The sequence below is a fragment of the Simonsiella muelleri ATCC 29453 genome (genome assembly GCF_002951835.1).
GTDB classification, from domain to species: domain Bacteria; phylum Pseudomonadota; class Gammaproteobacteria; order Burkholderiales; family Neisseriaceae; genus Simonsiella; species Simonsiella muelleri.
Map to the genome: position 1 here is coordinate 695244 of NZ_CP019448.1, position 17057 is coordinate 712300.

General features: G+C 42.1%; 7 protein-coding genes and 1 pseudogene. 6 read left to right on the top strand and 2 right to left on the bottom strand.

The window, feature by feature from the left end:
- Positions 1 to 140: 140 nt before the first annotated feature.
- The 3 genes from BWP33_RS03420 to BWP33_RS03430 all read left to right on the top strand — a co-directional run bounded on the left by BWP33_RS03420 (position 141) and on the right by BWP33_RS03430 (position 11605).
- Positions 141 to 665, top strand: coding sequence for a Spy/CpxP family protein refolding chaperone (locus BWP33_RS03420; protein ID WP_002642906.1), 525 nt, complete (start codon positions 141 to 143; stop codon positions 663 to 665).
- A 263-nt stretch (positions 666 to 928) separates the two neighbouring features.
- Positions 929 to 1852, top strand: a complete 924-nt coding sequence (locus BWP33_RS03425) for an OmpA family protein (protein ID WP_002642905.1) — start codon at positions 929 to 931, stop codon at positions 1850 to 1852.
- 108 nt (positions 1853 to 1960) lie between these two features.
- Positions 1961 to 11605 carry a Calx-beta domain-containing protein gene (locus BWP33_RS03430; protein ID WP_158666807.1) on the top strand — a complete coding sequence of 3215 codons (9645 nt, stop codon included), beginning with the start codon at positions 1961 to 1963 and terminating at the stop codon, positions 11603 to 11605.
- A 178-nt stretch (positions 11606 to 11783) separates the two neighbouring features.
- On the opposite strand, the gene BWP33_RS03435 is transcribed toward BWP33_RS03430, so the two are convergent.
- On the bottom strand, positions 11784 to 12422 hold the full coding sequence (locus tag BWP33_RS03435) for a tellurite resistance TerB family protein (RefSeq protein ID WP_002642901.1): 639 nt from the start codon (positions 12420 to 12422) through the stop codon (positions 11784 to 11786).
- A gap of 165 nt (positions 12423 to 12587) precedes the next feature.
- Between BWP33_RS03435 and murJ the strand changes: the two are divergent.
- From murJ to BWP33_RS03450, 3 genes and pseudogenes are all read left to right on the top strand, one after another.
- Positions 12588 to 14131: pseudogene (gene murJ, locus BWP33_RS03440) on the top strand (murein biosynthesis integral membrane protein MurJ).
- Between the two features lie 58 nt (positions 14132 to 14189).
- Entirely contained in the window at positions 14190 to 14798 is a 609-nt protein-coding gene (locus tag BWP33_RS03445) for a thermonuclease family protein (RefSeq protein WP_002642899.1), read from the top strand.
- A complete protein-coding gene (locus tag BWP33_RS03450) occupies positions 14773 to 15528 on the top strand; it encodes an IS5 family transposase (protein ID WP_002641156.1) in 756 nt (251 codons plus the stop codon). Before BWP33_RS03445 ends, BWP33_RS03450 begins: the two co-directional genes overlap by 26 nt.
- A 168-nt stretch (positions 15529 to 15696) precedes the next feature.
- On the opposite strand, the gene mltA is transcribed toward BWP33_RS03450, so the two are convergent.
- Positions 15697 to 16995: a murein transglycosylase A gene (gene mltA / locus BWP33_RS03455; protein ID WP_002642897.1), complete on the bottom strand. Its 1299-nt coding sequence runs from the start codon at positions 16993 to 16995 to the stop codon at positions 15697 to 15699.
- Positions 16996 to 17057 lie beyond the last annotated feature (62 nt).

The window sequence follows — 17057 nt, forward strand, 5'->3', positions numbered from 1 at the left end:
AGTGTTTTCTTTTTCAGGCTGCCTGAAAAAATGTTTAGATATTTTACGCAACCTTTACAGCTAACAAAATTTGATTAACAAGAATCCGCGTATCATTTATGTATGTCTTAAACAATACAACCAATTTTAGGATTATCAAAATGAAAAAATTATCTTTAGTAATCATCTCATTGTTGACCACTGCTGGCATGGCTTTTGCTGCTACTGACGTCAATACCCATCCTACGTCTGACCATCACGGCAAACCGCCATTCGGTGAAATGCGTGAACATGGTAAACGTGAAAAATCGGATTTACCACGCGGTTTTGAAAAATTAAATTTAACTGAAATGCAAAAATCCAAAATTAAAGCGATTGTAGAAGCCGATAAACCAGCACAACACCCACAAATGGACGAGGCCAGTTTCAAACAAAAAATCCAAGCACGCCAAGCCGCTGAACAAAAATTGATGAGTAACAAGAATTTTGATGAAGCCGCCGCGCGCCAAATGATTTTAGAACGCCAACAAGAGCGTATGAATATGGAACGCAACCGCGCAGAACATGAATTGCAAATGTTGAAAAAACGCCATGCTATTTTTCAAGTTTTAACGCCTACACAACAAAAGCAATTGCAAGACGAACAACAAAGCCGTATGGGCAATTTCTTGAACCGTAAAAAATAATTCAATATTTAATTCACACACATCAAGGCAGCCTGAAAACCAAATAACTTGTTTTTCAGGCTGCTTTTTTTGTTTTCATTTAGAACCCAGTCAATATTTTTACGTTTGCAAATAATTTTAAAATTTTGTTTTTAATCAATAGATTAAATTAATATAAACTGGATTGATGAGAATTAATCATGTTTTTGTGTGTATTAGTTGGTGAATTTACTTTAAAATCACGCGTGAGAATTTTTTATTTATTGTTTTTATGAGGTTATTTTATGAAATTTATTAAGCGAAATCGCATATGGATAGCGATACTGGCATTGGGTGTGAGCTTGCTGCCAAGCGTTTATGCACGTGAGATTGACAGCGCAGTACGCCGTGTGGGTCATGCGCGTTGGCAAAAGGAAGTGTTGGTTAATCCAAACGATTTGTTGCAACGTGAAGTGCCTGAAGGGGCGGCAAGTGTGTTCTTTGTTCGCCAACAAGATAACGATGGTCTGCAAACCAGTGCGAATATTGCCATCAATGGCCGCTTTCAAGTGAGTTTGCAACCAGGTAATTACAGCCAAGTATTATCGTGTTCGGGTGTGAATCGCTTGAGCGCGGACATCACGGGGCATAAAAACAATGACTTGTTGCGTAATGCCGTGAATTATAATTTAGATTCAAAACAAACTTATTTTTTCTATGTAGACGTGGACAATACCACGGGCGCAGCCAGTATTCACAGCTTGGGTAAAGATGAAGCCATGCACTTGATGCAAAAACAGCAAATGCAAACACATCAAATTTCACGTGTTGTTCCTAATTGTGAACAACCACCTGCACCAGTGGAAAAAGTAACCATTGAATTGAAAGTGTTATTTGATACCGATAAATCGTTTGTGAAATCACAGTATTATTCTGAAATTGAACAAGTGGCAGAATATATGAAACGTTTCCCAAATACTTCGGTTACGTTGGAAGGTCATACCGATAGCCGAGCTTCCGATGAATATAATATTGGTTTATCGCAACGCCGTATGAATGCAGTGCGTGATATTTTAATTCGCCGTTATGGTATTGATGGTGCTCGTGTTCATGCGGTAGGTTATGGTGAAAGTCGTCCTGCTTATCCAAATACCACACCCGAAAATATGCACCAAAACCGTCGTGTGGTTGCTGTGTTTGAAGTAGCAGATGCACCAGAATCCAAATAATTTTTTTAATTTATCTGTTTTCAGGCAGCCTGAACAATATTTAGGTAGCCTGAAAATAGGTTTTTCCAGTTTCTGATTTTTATATTTTTAATGTTGAGTGAGCAAAACATGAAAGCAATTTTAGTTAAAACCCATAACGAATCCAAAACTTTACAAGAAGTTCGTGTGATTACACAAGACGGTCGCCCTACTATTATCAAAGCCGAACGTCATTTGAATTACGAATTTTTTGATGAAAGCATTGGTCATGCCCCTAATCACATCATTACCAAACGCATGGGCAATGATTTGTATGTTTCGTTTGAAGAAAATGGTCAAGAAGTAGATTTGATTATTGAAAGTTTTTACGATTATCCAGAAAGTGCATTAATTGGTATATCTGAAAACAGCAGCTATTACTACTATGTACCTGATACAGGTGAAGTAGAAGATTATGTTACTCAATTGAAAGCCGAAGAGATAGAAGGTCAAGCATTGGGTGGGGAGCATGTGGCTGCGCCATTGTGGTTGCCGATTCCAAGTGGATTCCATTTTCCATGGTGGGTGCCTTTGTTGCTTGTGCCGTTGATTCCCGCATTAACTGATAAAGATGATGATTTACCAACATCACAAAGTACCAGTACCAGCCCAGACCATAAAGCAGGTACATTTGGTGAAGCGGTTACACAAAATGTAACCGATAACGATACTAATGTAGATGCAACTACAGTACGGTTAATTGATCCATTAACACATCAAACAAGCGATACAGTGTATGTACCAGGACAAGGTACATGGACAGTTAAAGCTGGCACAGATGAAGTTACGTTTACGCCTGATGCTGGTTTTTCTGCAAACCCAACACCGATTAACTATATGGTAAAAGACAAATTAGGTAATCAATTATCACCTACAGCCGTAGCGGTAGAGTATCCAGCACAAACCACTGCTGACCGTGTTCCAGGTGAATTGGGGCAGCCTGTAACGGTTGATGTTGTAGCAAATGACAGCAATGTTGATGCAAAAACCATTAAATTAATTAATCCAAAAACATCTGAACCAAGTACAGATAAGGTATTTGTAGAAGGCGAAGGTACATGGGAATTAGTTAAAGACAGCAGTGGCAATCCAACTGGTAAAGTAACTTTCACTCCAATTCCAGGATTTTACGGCGATCCTACACCTATTAATTATGTTGTGAATAATACAAATGGTGCGCCACAAAACCCAACACCTGTTTCTATTGATTATCCATCTACATCTGTTCCTGATGTGGCGATTGGTGTGCCAGGGCAACCTGTAACACAAAACGTTACGAGCAATGATGGTAATGGTGGTAAAGATGTAGACCCATCAACTGTACAATTGATTGATCCGAAGAATCCGAATACACCAACTGATAGTGTAACGGTTCCAGGGCAAGGCACATGGAAAACGGGTCCGAATCCAGGAGAAGTAACGTTTACCCCAGAGACAGGATTCAATGGAGATCCAGATCCGATTACTTATATTGTTAAAGACAAAACAGGCACGACTTTGCCACCTACAACAGTAGATGTGGCTTACCCATCTATGCCTACGAGTCCGATTCCGACACCAGATATTGCTACAGGTGTACCGGGTCAGCCTGTAACACAAAACGTTACGAGCAATGATGGTAATGGTGGTAAAGATGTAGACCCATCAACTGTACAATTGATTGATCCGAAGAATCCGAATACACCAACTGATAGCGTAACGGTTCCAGGGCAAGGCACATGGAAAACGGGTCCGAATCCAGGAGAAGTAACGTTTACCCCAGAGACAGGATTCAATGGAGATCCAGATCCGATTACTTATATTGTTAAAGACAAAACAGGCACGACTTTGCCACCTACAACAGTAGATGTGAATTATATTGATAATATTGTTACATTACCTGATACTAAGCCGGGTGTTTTAGGACAGCCAGTTACATTAGAAGTATTGGATAATGATAGTAGTAGTGTAGATCCATCAACACTTAAATTAATTGATCCTAATACCAATAAGCCTACGGATAGTGTGGTTGTAGCGGGGCAAGGTACATGGAGTGTAGATAAAGATGCTACAGGTAAACCAAATGGCAACGTAACATTCACGCCAGCAACAGGATTTGAAAATAATCCTTCTCCTGTGAATTATATTGTTAATAGTACAACAGGTAAGACATCAGAACCGACACCAATTAACGTGATATATCCGAATGAAGCACGTGTGGATATTCCTGTGGTACCACCTACACCAAATACGCCCAATAATGCAGGTAATCCAAATGCATTTGGGGATATTACTGTCGCTGAAGATTCAACTGCTTCAGGCAGCTTTACTGTTGTAGCAGGTAGGAATACTGCTTCTATTAGCCAAATTTTGGTATCTGATAAAAATGGTCAAATGGTTAGTGTGCCATTGACTGTTAACCCAGCTGCGCCTGTTGAAATTGAAACCGCAAGAGGTAAATTGACCATTACTGATTTTGATTCTTCAACAGGTAAAGTGAATTACACTTATGACCCAGAAATTCAAAATCACCGCGATGATAAGGGTAATCCGACTGATGTACCAGTGATGGATGCTATTAAAATCAGTGTTATAGACAGTAATGGTAAAGAAGGTTCAGGTACCTTAGATATTGCAATTACTGATAGTTTACCAGTAGCGCAAGATGATACGATTACTTTAGCACCTGGTAAAACCGATGCAACTGGTAATTTGTTTACAAATGATAGTTTTGGTGCAGATGGTAAAGGCGTATTTACTGAGCAAACTTTAGAAGGTAAATACGGTAATTTGACTATTGATGTAAATGGTCAATATACCTATACATTGGATCCAACTAAAGTACAGGCTGCTAAGGCAAATGGGGATAATTTCTCATCAGATGATGTATTTAGCTACACCATTACAGATAATGATGGCGATACCTCAACAGCAAAATTAACAGTTGTTAAACCTGTTAATACGATTACTTTGTCGGTAACGACAACGGACGACACAGCGATTGAGGGTACGGACAACAATACGGTTGCGTTCCAAGTGAAACAAGACACGGCAATTAACGGTGTGACTAAAGTACACGTTGCAGCAGACAGCCTGAATGTTAAGTCGCCAGTATCTGCGCAAGACTTTGAAAGCATTACGGTTACGAGTCCAGATGGACAAGTAACGAACGTCACGCCAGAAGACTTCTTCGCCAAAGGTGTGGATGTGAACGTACCGGCGAACAGCACCGAAGGTCCGACGATTACCTTTAAAGTGAAAGACGACACGGATTACGAGAAAACCGAAAACTTGAAACTGGTGATCAGCAGCCCAGAAAACCCAGTAAGTCAAGTGACTTTGGGTACGAGCGAAGCGTCAGCGGTTGTGTTTGATGAACCTGGTTTAACCGATCCGAACCAACCTGAGAGCCCAACGAATCCGCCGAAAACCCCAGTAGGCACGGATCCAAATCAACCGATTGGACCGAATAATCCGCCAGTGGATACTGATGGTGACAAACCAGCAGGAACGGCGGCGGTGTCGGTAACGACAACGGACGACACAGCGATTGAGGGTACGGACAACAATACGGTTGCGTTCCAAGTGAAACAAGACACGGCAATTAACGGTGTGACTAAAGTACACGTTGCAGCAGACAGCCTGAATGTTAAGTCGCCAGTATCTGCGCAAGACTTTGAAAGCATTACGGTTACGAGTCCAGATGGACAAGTAACGAACGTCACGCCAGAAGACTTCTTCGCCAAAGGTGTGGATGTGAACGTACCGGCGAACAGCACCGAAGGTCCGACGATTACCTTTAAAGTGAAAGACGACACGGATTACGAGAAAACCGAAAACTTGAAACTGGTGATCAGCAGCCCAGAAAACCCAGTAAGTCAAGTGACTTTGGGTACGAGCGAAGCGTCAGCGGTTGTGTTTGATGAACCTGGTTTAACCGATCCGAACCAACCTGAGAGCCCAACGAATCCACCGAAAACCCCAGTAGGCACGGATCCAAATCAACCGATTGGACCGAATAATCCGCCAGTGGATACTGATGGTGACAAACCAGCAGGAACGGCGGCGGTGTCGGTAACGACAACGGACGACACAGCGATTGAGGGTACGGACAACAATACGGTTGCGTTCCAAGTGAAACAAGACACGGCAATTAACGGTGTGACTAAAGTACACGTTGCAGCAGACAGCCTGAATGTTAAGTCGCCAGTATCTGCGCAAGACTTTGAAAGCATTACGGTTACGAGTCCAGATGGACAAGTAACGAACGTCACGCCAGAAGACTTCTTCGCCAAAGGTGTGGATGTGAACGTACCGGCGAACAGCACCGAAGGTCCGACGATTACCTTTAAAGTGAAAGACGACACGGATTACGAGAAAACCGAAAACTTGAAACTGGTGATCAGCAGCCCAGAAAACCCAGTAAGTCAAGTGACTTTGGGTACGAGCGAAGCGTCAGCGGTTGTGTTTGATGAACCTGGTTTAACCGATCCGAACCAACCTGAGAGCCCAACGAATCCGCCGAAAACCCCAGTAGGCACGGATCCAAATCAACCGATTGGACCGAATAATCCGCCAGTGGATACTGATGGTGACAAACCAGCAGGAACGGCGGCGGTGTCGGTAACGACAACGGACGACACAGCGATTGAGGGTACGGACAACAATACGGTTGCGTTCCAAGTGAAACAAGACACGGCAATTAACGGTGTGACTAAAGTACACGTTGCAGCAGACAGCCTGAATGTTAAGTCGCCAGTATCTGCGCAAGACTTTGAAAGCATTACGGTTACGAGTCCAGATGGACAAGTAACGAACGTCACGCCAGAAGACTTCTTCGCCAAAGGTGTGGATGTGAACGTACCGGCGAACAGCACCGAAGGTCCGACGATTACCTTTAAAGTGAAAGACGACACGGATTACGAGAAAACCGAAAACTTGAAACTGGTGATCAGCAACCCAGAAAACCCAGTAAGTACCGTGACTTTGGGTACGAGCGAAGCGTCAGCAGTTGTGTTTGACGAACCTAGCTTGACCGATCCGAACCAACCTGAGAGCCCAACGAATCCGCCGAAAACCCCAGTAGGCACGGATCCAAATCAACCGATTGGACCGAATAATCCGCCAGTGGATACTGATGGTGACAAACCAGCAGGAACGGCGGCGGTGTCGGTAACGACAACGGACGACACAGCGATTGAGGGTACGGACAACAATACGGTTGCGTTCCAAGTGAAACAAGACACGGCAATTAACGGTGTGACTAAAGTACACGTTGCAGCAGACAGCCTGAATGTTAAGTCGCCAGTATCTGCGCAAGACTTTGAAAGCATTACGGTTACGAGTCCAGATGGACAAGTAACGAACGTCACGCCAGAAGACTTCTTCGCCAAAGGTGTGGATGTGAACGTACCGGCGAACAGCACCGAAGGTCCGACGATTACCTTTAAAGTGAAAGACGACACGGATTACGAGAAAACCGAAAACTTGAAACTGGTGATCAGCAGCCCAGAAAACCCAGTAAGTCAAGTGACTTTGGGTACGAGCGAAGCGTCAGCGGTTGTGTTTGATGAACCTGGTTTAACCGATCCGAACCAACCTGAGAGCCCAACGAATCCGCCGAAAACCCCAGTAGGCACGGATCCAAATCAACCGATTGGACCGAATAATCCGCCAGTGGATACTGATGGTGACAAACCTAGAATTGACTCACCAAATCAAGATCCACGTAATCCAAATGACCCAGCTGCTAAAGTGGCAGGTTTGGGAAGCGTTGTGGAAGGTTCTAGCTCAATTCTTTCAGGCAGCCTGAAAGTGTCGAATCCTAATGCCGTTACGGCTGTAACCATCAATGATCAAGACGTAACGAATGCCAGCAGTAAGACCCCAGTTGTGATTACGACAAACGGAGGTACTTTGACGGTAACAGGTTACGATAAAGCCAGAGGTGAATTGAATTACACCTACCAAGAAAACGGTAAAGCTAAAGACCACACAGCAGGTAACGGCGTGAATGCCGATAATCAAGTAGGCAGCGCAGCCGACAAATTGGTAAGTGATGCCTTCACATTGAAAGTGTTAAGCAAACATGGTGTAGCTGACACCAAAGATTTGGTTATCAGCATCATGGATACCGCACCAGTGGCTGTAGCCGATACCAATAGTGTGGTGGAAGACAGCAGAAACAGCATTACAGGTAATGTATTGGTAGGTAAGGTAAATGCAGGTGATAAAGCCGATACCTTAGGTGCAGATAAAACAACTGTTACAGGTGTACAAGCAGGCAATGTAACGACAGAAGTAAGTAGTGGTGTGGGTAAAACCATCACAGGTACATATGGTAAGTTAATGTTGAATGCGGACGGTACATACAGTTATGTATTGGATGAAGTTAAAGCTGATAAATTGAATACTGGAGACAATGTTCAAGATGTGTTCAGTTACACCATTAAAGACGCTGATGGCGACTCCAGTACCACAACTTTGACCATCAATGTAGCTGGTAAAAATGAGCCAACTGTTCGTATTACAGGACCTGATGAAGTTCAAGAATCCGTTGGTAAGGCGGTTTACACAGTTACTTTGAGTGAACCGACTTCGGCAAATGTAACGGTTACTTACAAAGTAAGCAATGGTAATACCAAAGGCACAAATCCAACTGAACAAGCTGACTTTGGTTCTGGCGTGGTAGTGGATAAAGAAGTAACGGTAACCATTCAAGCAGGTCAGACATCAGCCAAAATTGAATTGCCAATCACAAATGACACAGTGTACGAAGGTCCAGAGCAATACACGGTATCTTTGGTATCTGCGACACATGCCATTGTGGATAGTTCCGCAAATAAAGTAGAAACCACTATCTACGATAATGGTCAGGGTAAAGGTACGCCTGAGACGCGCGACAAAGATAATTTGACGTTGCAATTAGAACCGCCTGCTCATGTATCAGAAGAAGGTTTACCAGGTGGACAAGCTGATACCAGTCCGACCAATGTAGATAAAACAAATGCAACTAAAACAACAGGTAATATTACGTTGAAAAATATTGCGTTTGAGTCATTGGGTAATATTTCTGTTCAATTGCAAACTCCGCCTACGAACATTAAGTACAAAGGCAAAGCAGTAAATTGGGTACACAATGATAATTACACTGAATGGACTGCGTACGCTGATGCTGCACAACAAACGGATGCCAATCGCATTATGAGCATTAAGGTAAGTAGTGCAGGTACACAGTCTGAAGATGCGCAATCACCAGGTAATGGCGTATTGACTTACAGTTACACAACTGAATTGTTTAAACCAATTGACCACCCAACAACTCAAGATCCAAGTAATCCTAAAATTGGTTATGAAGATAATTTGAATGTGAACTTTACTGTTAAAGTATTAGAGAAAAGTTCTGGCGTGACTTTATTGGAAGAAGTCAAATCAGTGGTTGTTGTTGAAGACGATATGCCAGCCAAGGATACGGTTGTTCACAATATCCAAGTGCCACATGATGTGGTTACGATGTCTAGCTTGAAAGCTGGCTTCACGAATGCGAAGTACACATCTTCAGGTGTCTCTAGTACTGTTGATCAGTTGTATGTGAGTGCCGATAAAGACTCTAATGCTGCCTTAAAGAAAACAGCAGGTGTTTTCTATGAAGACTGGGTTGAAAATCGTGTGCAAGATGGTTACACGACTGGTAAAGTTAGTGGTAATCCCGTAACGTTGACAGGTCAACAGAAAGATAACGTATTGGCAGAACGTATTTGGTGGGGTAGTTTCCCTAATGATGGTATTGCTCGTGAAAAAGGCTTCTATATGATGGAAGACGACAGTGCAATGAAAGTAATGAAATCGTTAGAAGATTTGGAGCAAAACGTATCGTTTGGTACATTTACACACCAAAACTACACAACAACAGGAACATTGTTATCGTCAGTGAATTTGAAAGTAGATTTTAAAGTGAATATTAATGGCATTGAAGTGAATATGCCAACATTGAACTTTAATACATCGCACTTTGAAACCATTAACGTTACCGCTACGAATACTGGGACAAAATATACAAGCTTTAAGACAATTGATGATGTGAATAATCCATCTTCTAAGGTTACTGTTCCAGCTAGTGCAAGTGGCTTGGTTGAATATAACAGAGTAGATGAAAAAGCAGCTGACTTTGCAATTATGAAACAAGATAATCAAATCATTCAGATTGGTAGCACGACTTACCAAATGGTGGTGGATGGCTTGTTGCATAAATCAATTAAAGATAAAGTAACTGCTAATGAAACATTATTTAAAGCTGGTGGTGCTGCTGCAGTAGCGAAATTTGCAGAATTAGCTAAGGAAGCAATGGCTTATAAATATTTTGATACCAAAGTAACTGGTACGCATATTCCATTGGTAACGGGTAAAGACACATTGCCTGATGATAATCCGTATGTTCAGGAAATTACCAAAGGTGGTCCGAAGGCACTTGGCATTGCAACCAAAGCAATTGCGGCTTATGAACAGATGAAAAATTTGATGTTCTTAGAAATGGCAAGTGAGGCGAACTATGATGCCAATACAAGTAACCCAAAATTGGATCCTGGTGCAATTACACCAGCCATGAAAGACAGCCTGAAAGCAAACTTTGGTAAAGATGTAATTACTGATTTGCAAGCATTGAATTTAGCAAAAATTTCAGATATTAATGAGCGTTTAGCCAAAGCACAGGCATTCTTAGACAAGTATGACATGGTGATCGGACATTCTCATGAGAATGGTCAAAACTCATTCTCTGTAGAAGCCCACTTGCAGCCATTGACACCACGCATTCAGTTGGAAACCAACTTGAGTGTATTGGGTAAAGTGCATATTGGTGCAGACCTTGCTACGAATTCTACTGTTGATTGGGTTGCGAGTGTTGGTGGAGACATTACTAATGTTGAAAAACAAGGTAATACAACCACTATTACCACGAAATACGGTGTATTAACGGGTCATACTGATGGTAGCTACACATTCTTGGGTTCAGACGCATTGCCACGATTGGTTGCAGAGGGTGCAACCGACAAATTCACGTTCCATTACAGCTATCAAGATAATGATGGTGATAAGGTTGTTTCAGATATCTCATTTAATTTCAAAGGGTTAAATGCTAATGAAATGACACAGAATGGACGTGCTGATTTGGATATGACCGTGAATGATGCCGATAGTAATGATTACTTGTTTGGCTCAAGTAAAGATGATGTGATTAAAGGCGGTAAAGGCGATGATGTCCTAGTTGGTGAAGCTGGAGCCGATAAGTTGTATGGTGGCGATGGTAACGATGTCTTGTTCTTTGACAAAAACGATACCGTGATTGATGGTGGTGCAGGCTACGATACCTTGTCATTGGGTAGTTGGTTAGAAGTCAAGGAGGGTACAACCAATCAATTCTTACCATTGGATTTCACAAATGCGCTGTACTATGGCAATGTGAAACACATTGAAGCATTGGATTTGCGTGGCGATTACCATCCTAAAGATGGTAAAGACACTGAAATTGCCCAAACGCTGAATATCAGCAAAGATGCAGTTGTCAGCATGACCGATGTATTGAGTAATGGTGGACATGAGTTGTTTATTGAGGGTTCTAGCAAAGATTCTGTGAATTTGTCTGGTGGCTTCATCGCAAAAGGCAACACTTACACCAAAGATGGTCATACATACGATACTTACGTTTCAGGTAATGTAACTGTGTATGTGGCAACCGACATCAAAGATGGTATTTTGTAATCTTGCAGTAGAATAGGGCAGTTGAACCCATGTAAATGGGTTTGGCTGCTAAAAGAAAAGCACATTTCTAAATAAATAGAAATGTGCTTTTTTATGTTTTTAGCCAGTAAAAAAATAAAAATTTATGGTGCTTTAAAAAGCTGCCTTTTTGAATAGAATCAATTGACGAACACAGGTTTTAAAATCCTGCGTGTTCTTCTAAAGTTTTGACTAATTTGTCATCTAAATTCAGGCTGCGTGATAAATCCGCCAAAAACACAATCTCTGAACGCGATAAATCACCACATACCACGCGTGCCGCTAAATAGGCTTCCGCTGCCAATGCATGATTATTACCAATATCACGCGCAATTTCATCAACACTTGCAGGTTGTTCAAATTCATGTACCAGCCAATCGCTTAAATTGGCATCAACATTTTGGCTTTCATTTTCAATTAATTTGCGCTCTTGTGAGCTGATTTCGCCATCGGCCGCTGCCGCCGCGACCATAGCGCGTAACACAACTTTACTGGATTCGGCAGTATCTGGGGTGTTTTCAGATGTAAATGTGTTTTGCGGTGGAGTTTTGTCGGCAGCATATTTTTGGTATGCCTGATACGCCAATGCGCCTAAAGCCGCCGCCGAACCCAATTTTTTCAAAGCACTAGAACTTCCAGCTTTGCGTCCCAACAACGAACCCAACATACCTACCGATCCAGCAATACCACTCATTTTGTTGATGCTTTTGGTGTCGCCTTCGGCAATTTTACTGCCTAATTCTGCACCTGCTTTTTGGGCGTATTGCAATACGTCATTTAATAATGAATTGAATTTCATGTTATTACTCCAAGTTGTTTGGTTAAAAGAATTGTATACTTAATATGGGATTAAATTTGCTTATTTCAATCAAATTCGCAAAATTTAATACGATGTCATTTCAGGCTGCCTGAAAAACAAATTCCGCGTTAGAATAGCGCGTTTTATTTTTCCTCAAATTTGATTATGAATTTACTCACTGTATTAGCAAAAGTCAGCAGCATGACCATGATTTCACGCATTTTGGGATTTGTGCGTGATGCCATCGTGGCGCGAATTTTCGGCGCAGGCATGGCGATGGATGCGTTTGTGGTGGCTTTCAGGCTGCCTAATTTATTGCGGCGTATTTTTGCCGAAGGTGCATTTTCGCAAGCGTTTGTGCCAATTTTAGCCGACTACAAACAAAATCAATCTCATGAAAATACACAAATTTTTACGCAACACGTTGCAGGTATGCTCATTTTTGCGCTGTTGATTGTAACTGCATTGGGGATTATCGCTGCGCCATTTATTATTTGGGCAACTGCAGCAGGTTTCACGCAAGGTGATGGTACACGATTTGAATTGGCGGTTCATTTATTGCGAGTGGTGTTTCCGTATATTTTATTGATTTCATTGTCATCCTTTGTAGGCAGTATTTTGAATACTTACGGAAAATTTTCCATTCCTGCGTTTACGCCAACATTTTTAAATATTTCATTTATTGTGTTTGCGGTATTTTTTGTGCCGTATTTTAATCCACCGATTATAGCATTGGGTTGGGCGGTGTTTGTAGGGGGAATTTTGCAATTGGCGTTTCAATTGCCTTGGTTATTCAAACTGGGTTTTTTGAAAATGCCCAAATTGAGTTTCAAAGACCCTGCCGTTAATAAAGTCATGAAACAAATGGTGCCGTCTATGATTGGCTCATCTGTGGCACAAATTTCGTTGGTCATTAATACCATGTTTGCTTCATTTTTGGCGGCTGGGAGCGTGTCGTGGATGTATTACGCTGACCGTTTGATGGAGTTACCATCGGGTGTGATTGGCGCGGCTTTGGGGACAATTTTGTTACCAAGTTTATCCAAACACGCGGCAGCGAACAACATGACCGAATATTCTGCATTGCTAGATTGGGGTATCAAGCTGTGTTTATTGTTAATTTTACCTGCAGCGGTGGGGTTGGCGGTGTTGGCATACCCATTGGTGGCGACATTGTTTATGTATCATCGTTTTACGATTCATGACGCGCATATGACACAATACGCATTGATGGCGTATTCGATTGGTTTGTTACCAATGATTATGGTTCGGATTCTTGCGCCAGCGTTTTACGCCAAAAAAGATGTCAAAACACCGATGCGTATTGCCATTATTTCGTTAGCTGGCACACAATTATTTAATTTATTATTGGTTTGGCAATTAAAACACGTTGGTTTGGCGTTGGCGATTGGTTTAGGCGCGATGATTAATATGAGTTCGCTGCTGTATTTGTTACATAAAAAGAATATTTACCAATCTAAAGTGAATTGGCATATTTTTCTAATCAAATTGATGATTGCACTTGCTGTGATGACGGGGGTTTAGTGATGGCGCAACGGTTCACGCCATGGCAATGGGAAACCATTAGCGGCGTATGGCGATGTCTACAACTGGCGGGTTTGATTGGTTTGGCGATGATTTTGTATTTTGCGGCTTTAGCCGTTTTGGGTTTTAGACCGCGTGATTTTAAACGTTCAGAAATTAATTAATCATTCAAACAGCCTGAAAGAATTTTATTAAATTTAATCAATATAATTATCTAAAAATATGGCACAAAAAAATATTCCCAATATGATTATCCGTCAATTAGCCAATCCGAAAAATTGGACCAAGAAAAAAATGGTGGCTTTAGGCGTGGCAGTGGCAACGGCATTGGTTGCCAATCAATTTCAAAATAAAAATACAACCACTACGTCTCAAAAAGGCAAAATCTATACTGCTAAAGTCATCAAAGTGGCAGATGGCGACACGGCCACCGTTGTGGACACGCATGGCGCACAACACAAAATCCGTTTCGCTTATATTGATGCCCCCGAAAAAGCCCAAGCCTATGGCATGGCAAGCAAAGACGCATTAACCAAATTAATTGACGGTAAAAACGTAGAAATCCACGTTACCGACGTCGACCGATACCAACGTGAAGTAAGTGTCATCAAATTCAATGGTATGGACATCAATTACGAACAAATTAAAAATGGCAACGCGTGGCATTACCAAACTTATGCGCAAAAATCTCAACCACGCACCGAATACAATCAATATGCCGCCGCTCTAGGGGCTAATGACAATTCAAAAAAAGAGGCAAAGGATTTAAGATATTGTTTCCACGCAACCATCCCAAACCTTTGCCATGTCCCGAAACACGCTTACAAATGAAACATGGTCAAGACTGTTGCCTATTTTGAAACAGCTTGGCATTTATCGCAAGAAAAATTTACGCAAAACAGTAGAAGGTATCCTATTTCGCTTACGTACAGGCTGCCAATGGGCTGATATACCTAGTTATTTTGGTAAAGCAAACAGCCTTTACCAAAGTTTCAATCGCTGGTCTAAACGCGGTATTTTTACCCGATTATTCAAACATTTGGTAGATACACCCGATATGGAATGGGTCTTTATGGACGGTAGCCATATCCGCGTTCATCAACACGGTATGGGTAAACAATCCATTACGCATCAAGCTGTTGGTAAGAGTATCGGTGGTCATACGTCTAAAATTCATTTAGCGGTTGATGCTTGTGGTAATCCAATTGAATTTATCATTACAGCTGGTAATGTAAATGATATTGTTGTTGCGCCTGATTTATTGGCACAATTGGATTTAAGTGATAATGAAACCGTGTGTGCTGATAGGGGTTTTGACAGTGATACTTTTCGTCGGTTAATTCAGTCTAAACAAAGTAAAGCCAATATTCCATATAAGAAAAATAGAGAACATCTTAATGTGGGCACAGATTGGTATTTATATAAAATCAGGCACTTGGTAGAAAACGCTTTTGCGCGATTAAAGCATTTTCGTGCGCTGGCAACACGGTACGATAAATTAAAACGTAATTATGAAAGTACTGTATCATTAGCTTGTGCTTTGATTTGGTTGAAATTATAGCTAAAATGTCATTAGCCCCTAGCAGCTGCTGAAAAAAAACGTATCGGTTTGTGGGCGGACAAAAAACCACAAGAACCTTGGGTGTATCGTGCCAAAATTCGCGCCGAACAAAATTAGAACCTGTTTCAGGCTGCCTTGAAATCAAAATCAAGGCAGCCTGAACAATTTCTAACGTGGCAATACGCCATTCGGGAGTAATTCCCATACTTTGCCTTGATTTTTCATTTTGCCAGCTGTGTTGCCAGCTGCCGTGCCGTAACCCCAAAAATAATCCACGCGTACCGCACCTTTAATTGCGCTGCCTGTGTCTTGCGCCATGATGAGTCGTTGGAGTGGGGCTTGTGTGTCGGGGTGAGTCGTGGCGATAAACAACGGCGCACCCAATTGAATATATTGTTTGTCTACCGCGCCCGAAAATTCCGCCATCAATGGCACACCCAATGCGCCTGTTGGACCATCGTTTACATCAGCCGAATGCGTTTTGAAGAAAATATAGCTGGGGTTTTGTGCCATGACTTCGGCTAATTTGTCTGGATTTTGCGCCAAATAATTTTTGATGCCTTGTGCTGATGCTTGCGCCAACGTCAAATAACCACGTTCTGCCATATATTTCCCAATAGAAACATATGGATAATCATTTTTATCAGCAAAGCCCAAGCGCAAATAATCACCATTGGGCATTTTCAGCCTGCCTGAACCTTGAACGTGCAAAAAAAACAATTCAACAGGGTCATTGGCGTAACCCAATATGGGCGCAAGATGATTTAATGCACCGCCGTTGATTTGATTGCGCGTATAGTAGGGGACAAATTGATTGCCAACAAATCGCCCTTTTAATGCGGTGGTGCGTTCGCTTAATGGAAACGTGGACAAATCTGCCACATACGCACCTGATTCGTTGATGACACCTTTATTGGCAGAGGTGGGCGACACGCGCACTGTTCTGGCGTAGCGTTGTTTAGCGGAAATCGGGATGCTGACAAAGTCGTTAGGAATACCGTAAATGGGGAAACGTGCTTGAGCGGTAGGTTTCAGGCTGCCGTCTAATACGGTTTCGTAGTAGCCAGTGATTAAGCCTTGCGCGTTACCGTTTTGGGTGATTTGCCAAGGCGTAAAATATTGTTCAAAAAAGGTTTTAGCTGTGTTGGGATTGTCGGGAATGCTGTTGGCTTGATGACACACGCTTAACCAAGCGGCTTGATTGCGCAATTGTTTACAACCGATGCGAAACGCTTTCAGGCTGCTGACAAAATCGTTCATTTGCCAATTAGGGAGTTGTTGATGTGGCACAACGGTGTAGGTGGCATCATTCCATTGTTGGCTGAAACCGACTGGTTTGGGGTCGCCAATGGGTTGAGGCATGGGTAAATTGCTGTTGCTTGTGGTGGTGGGTTTGGGGTATTGATTGGTACAAGCTGCGAAGAAGCAGGTAAAGGCGCAGAGTAGGGCGTATTGTTTGATTTTCATGGGTGAAATGCTCGTGAAATGGGAACGAGTTTTCAGACTGCACCAAGATAAGGCAGCCTGAA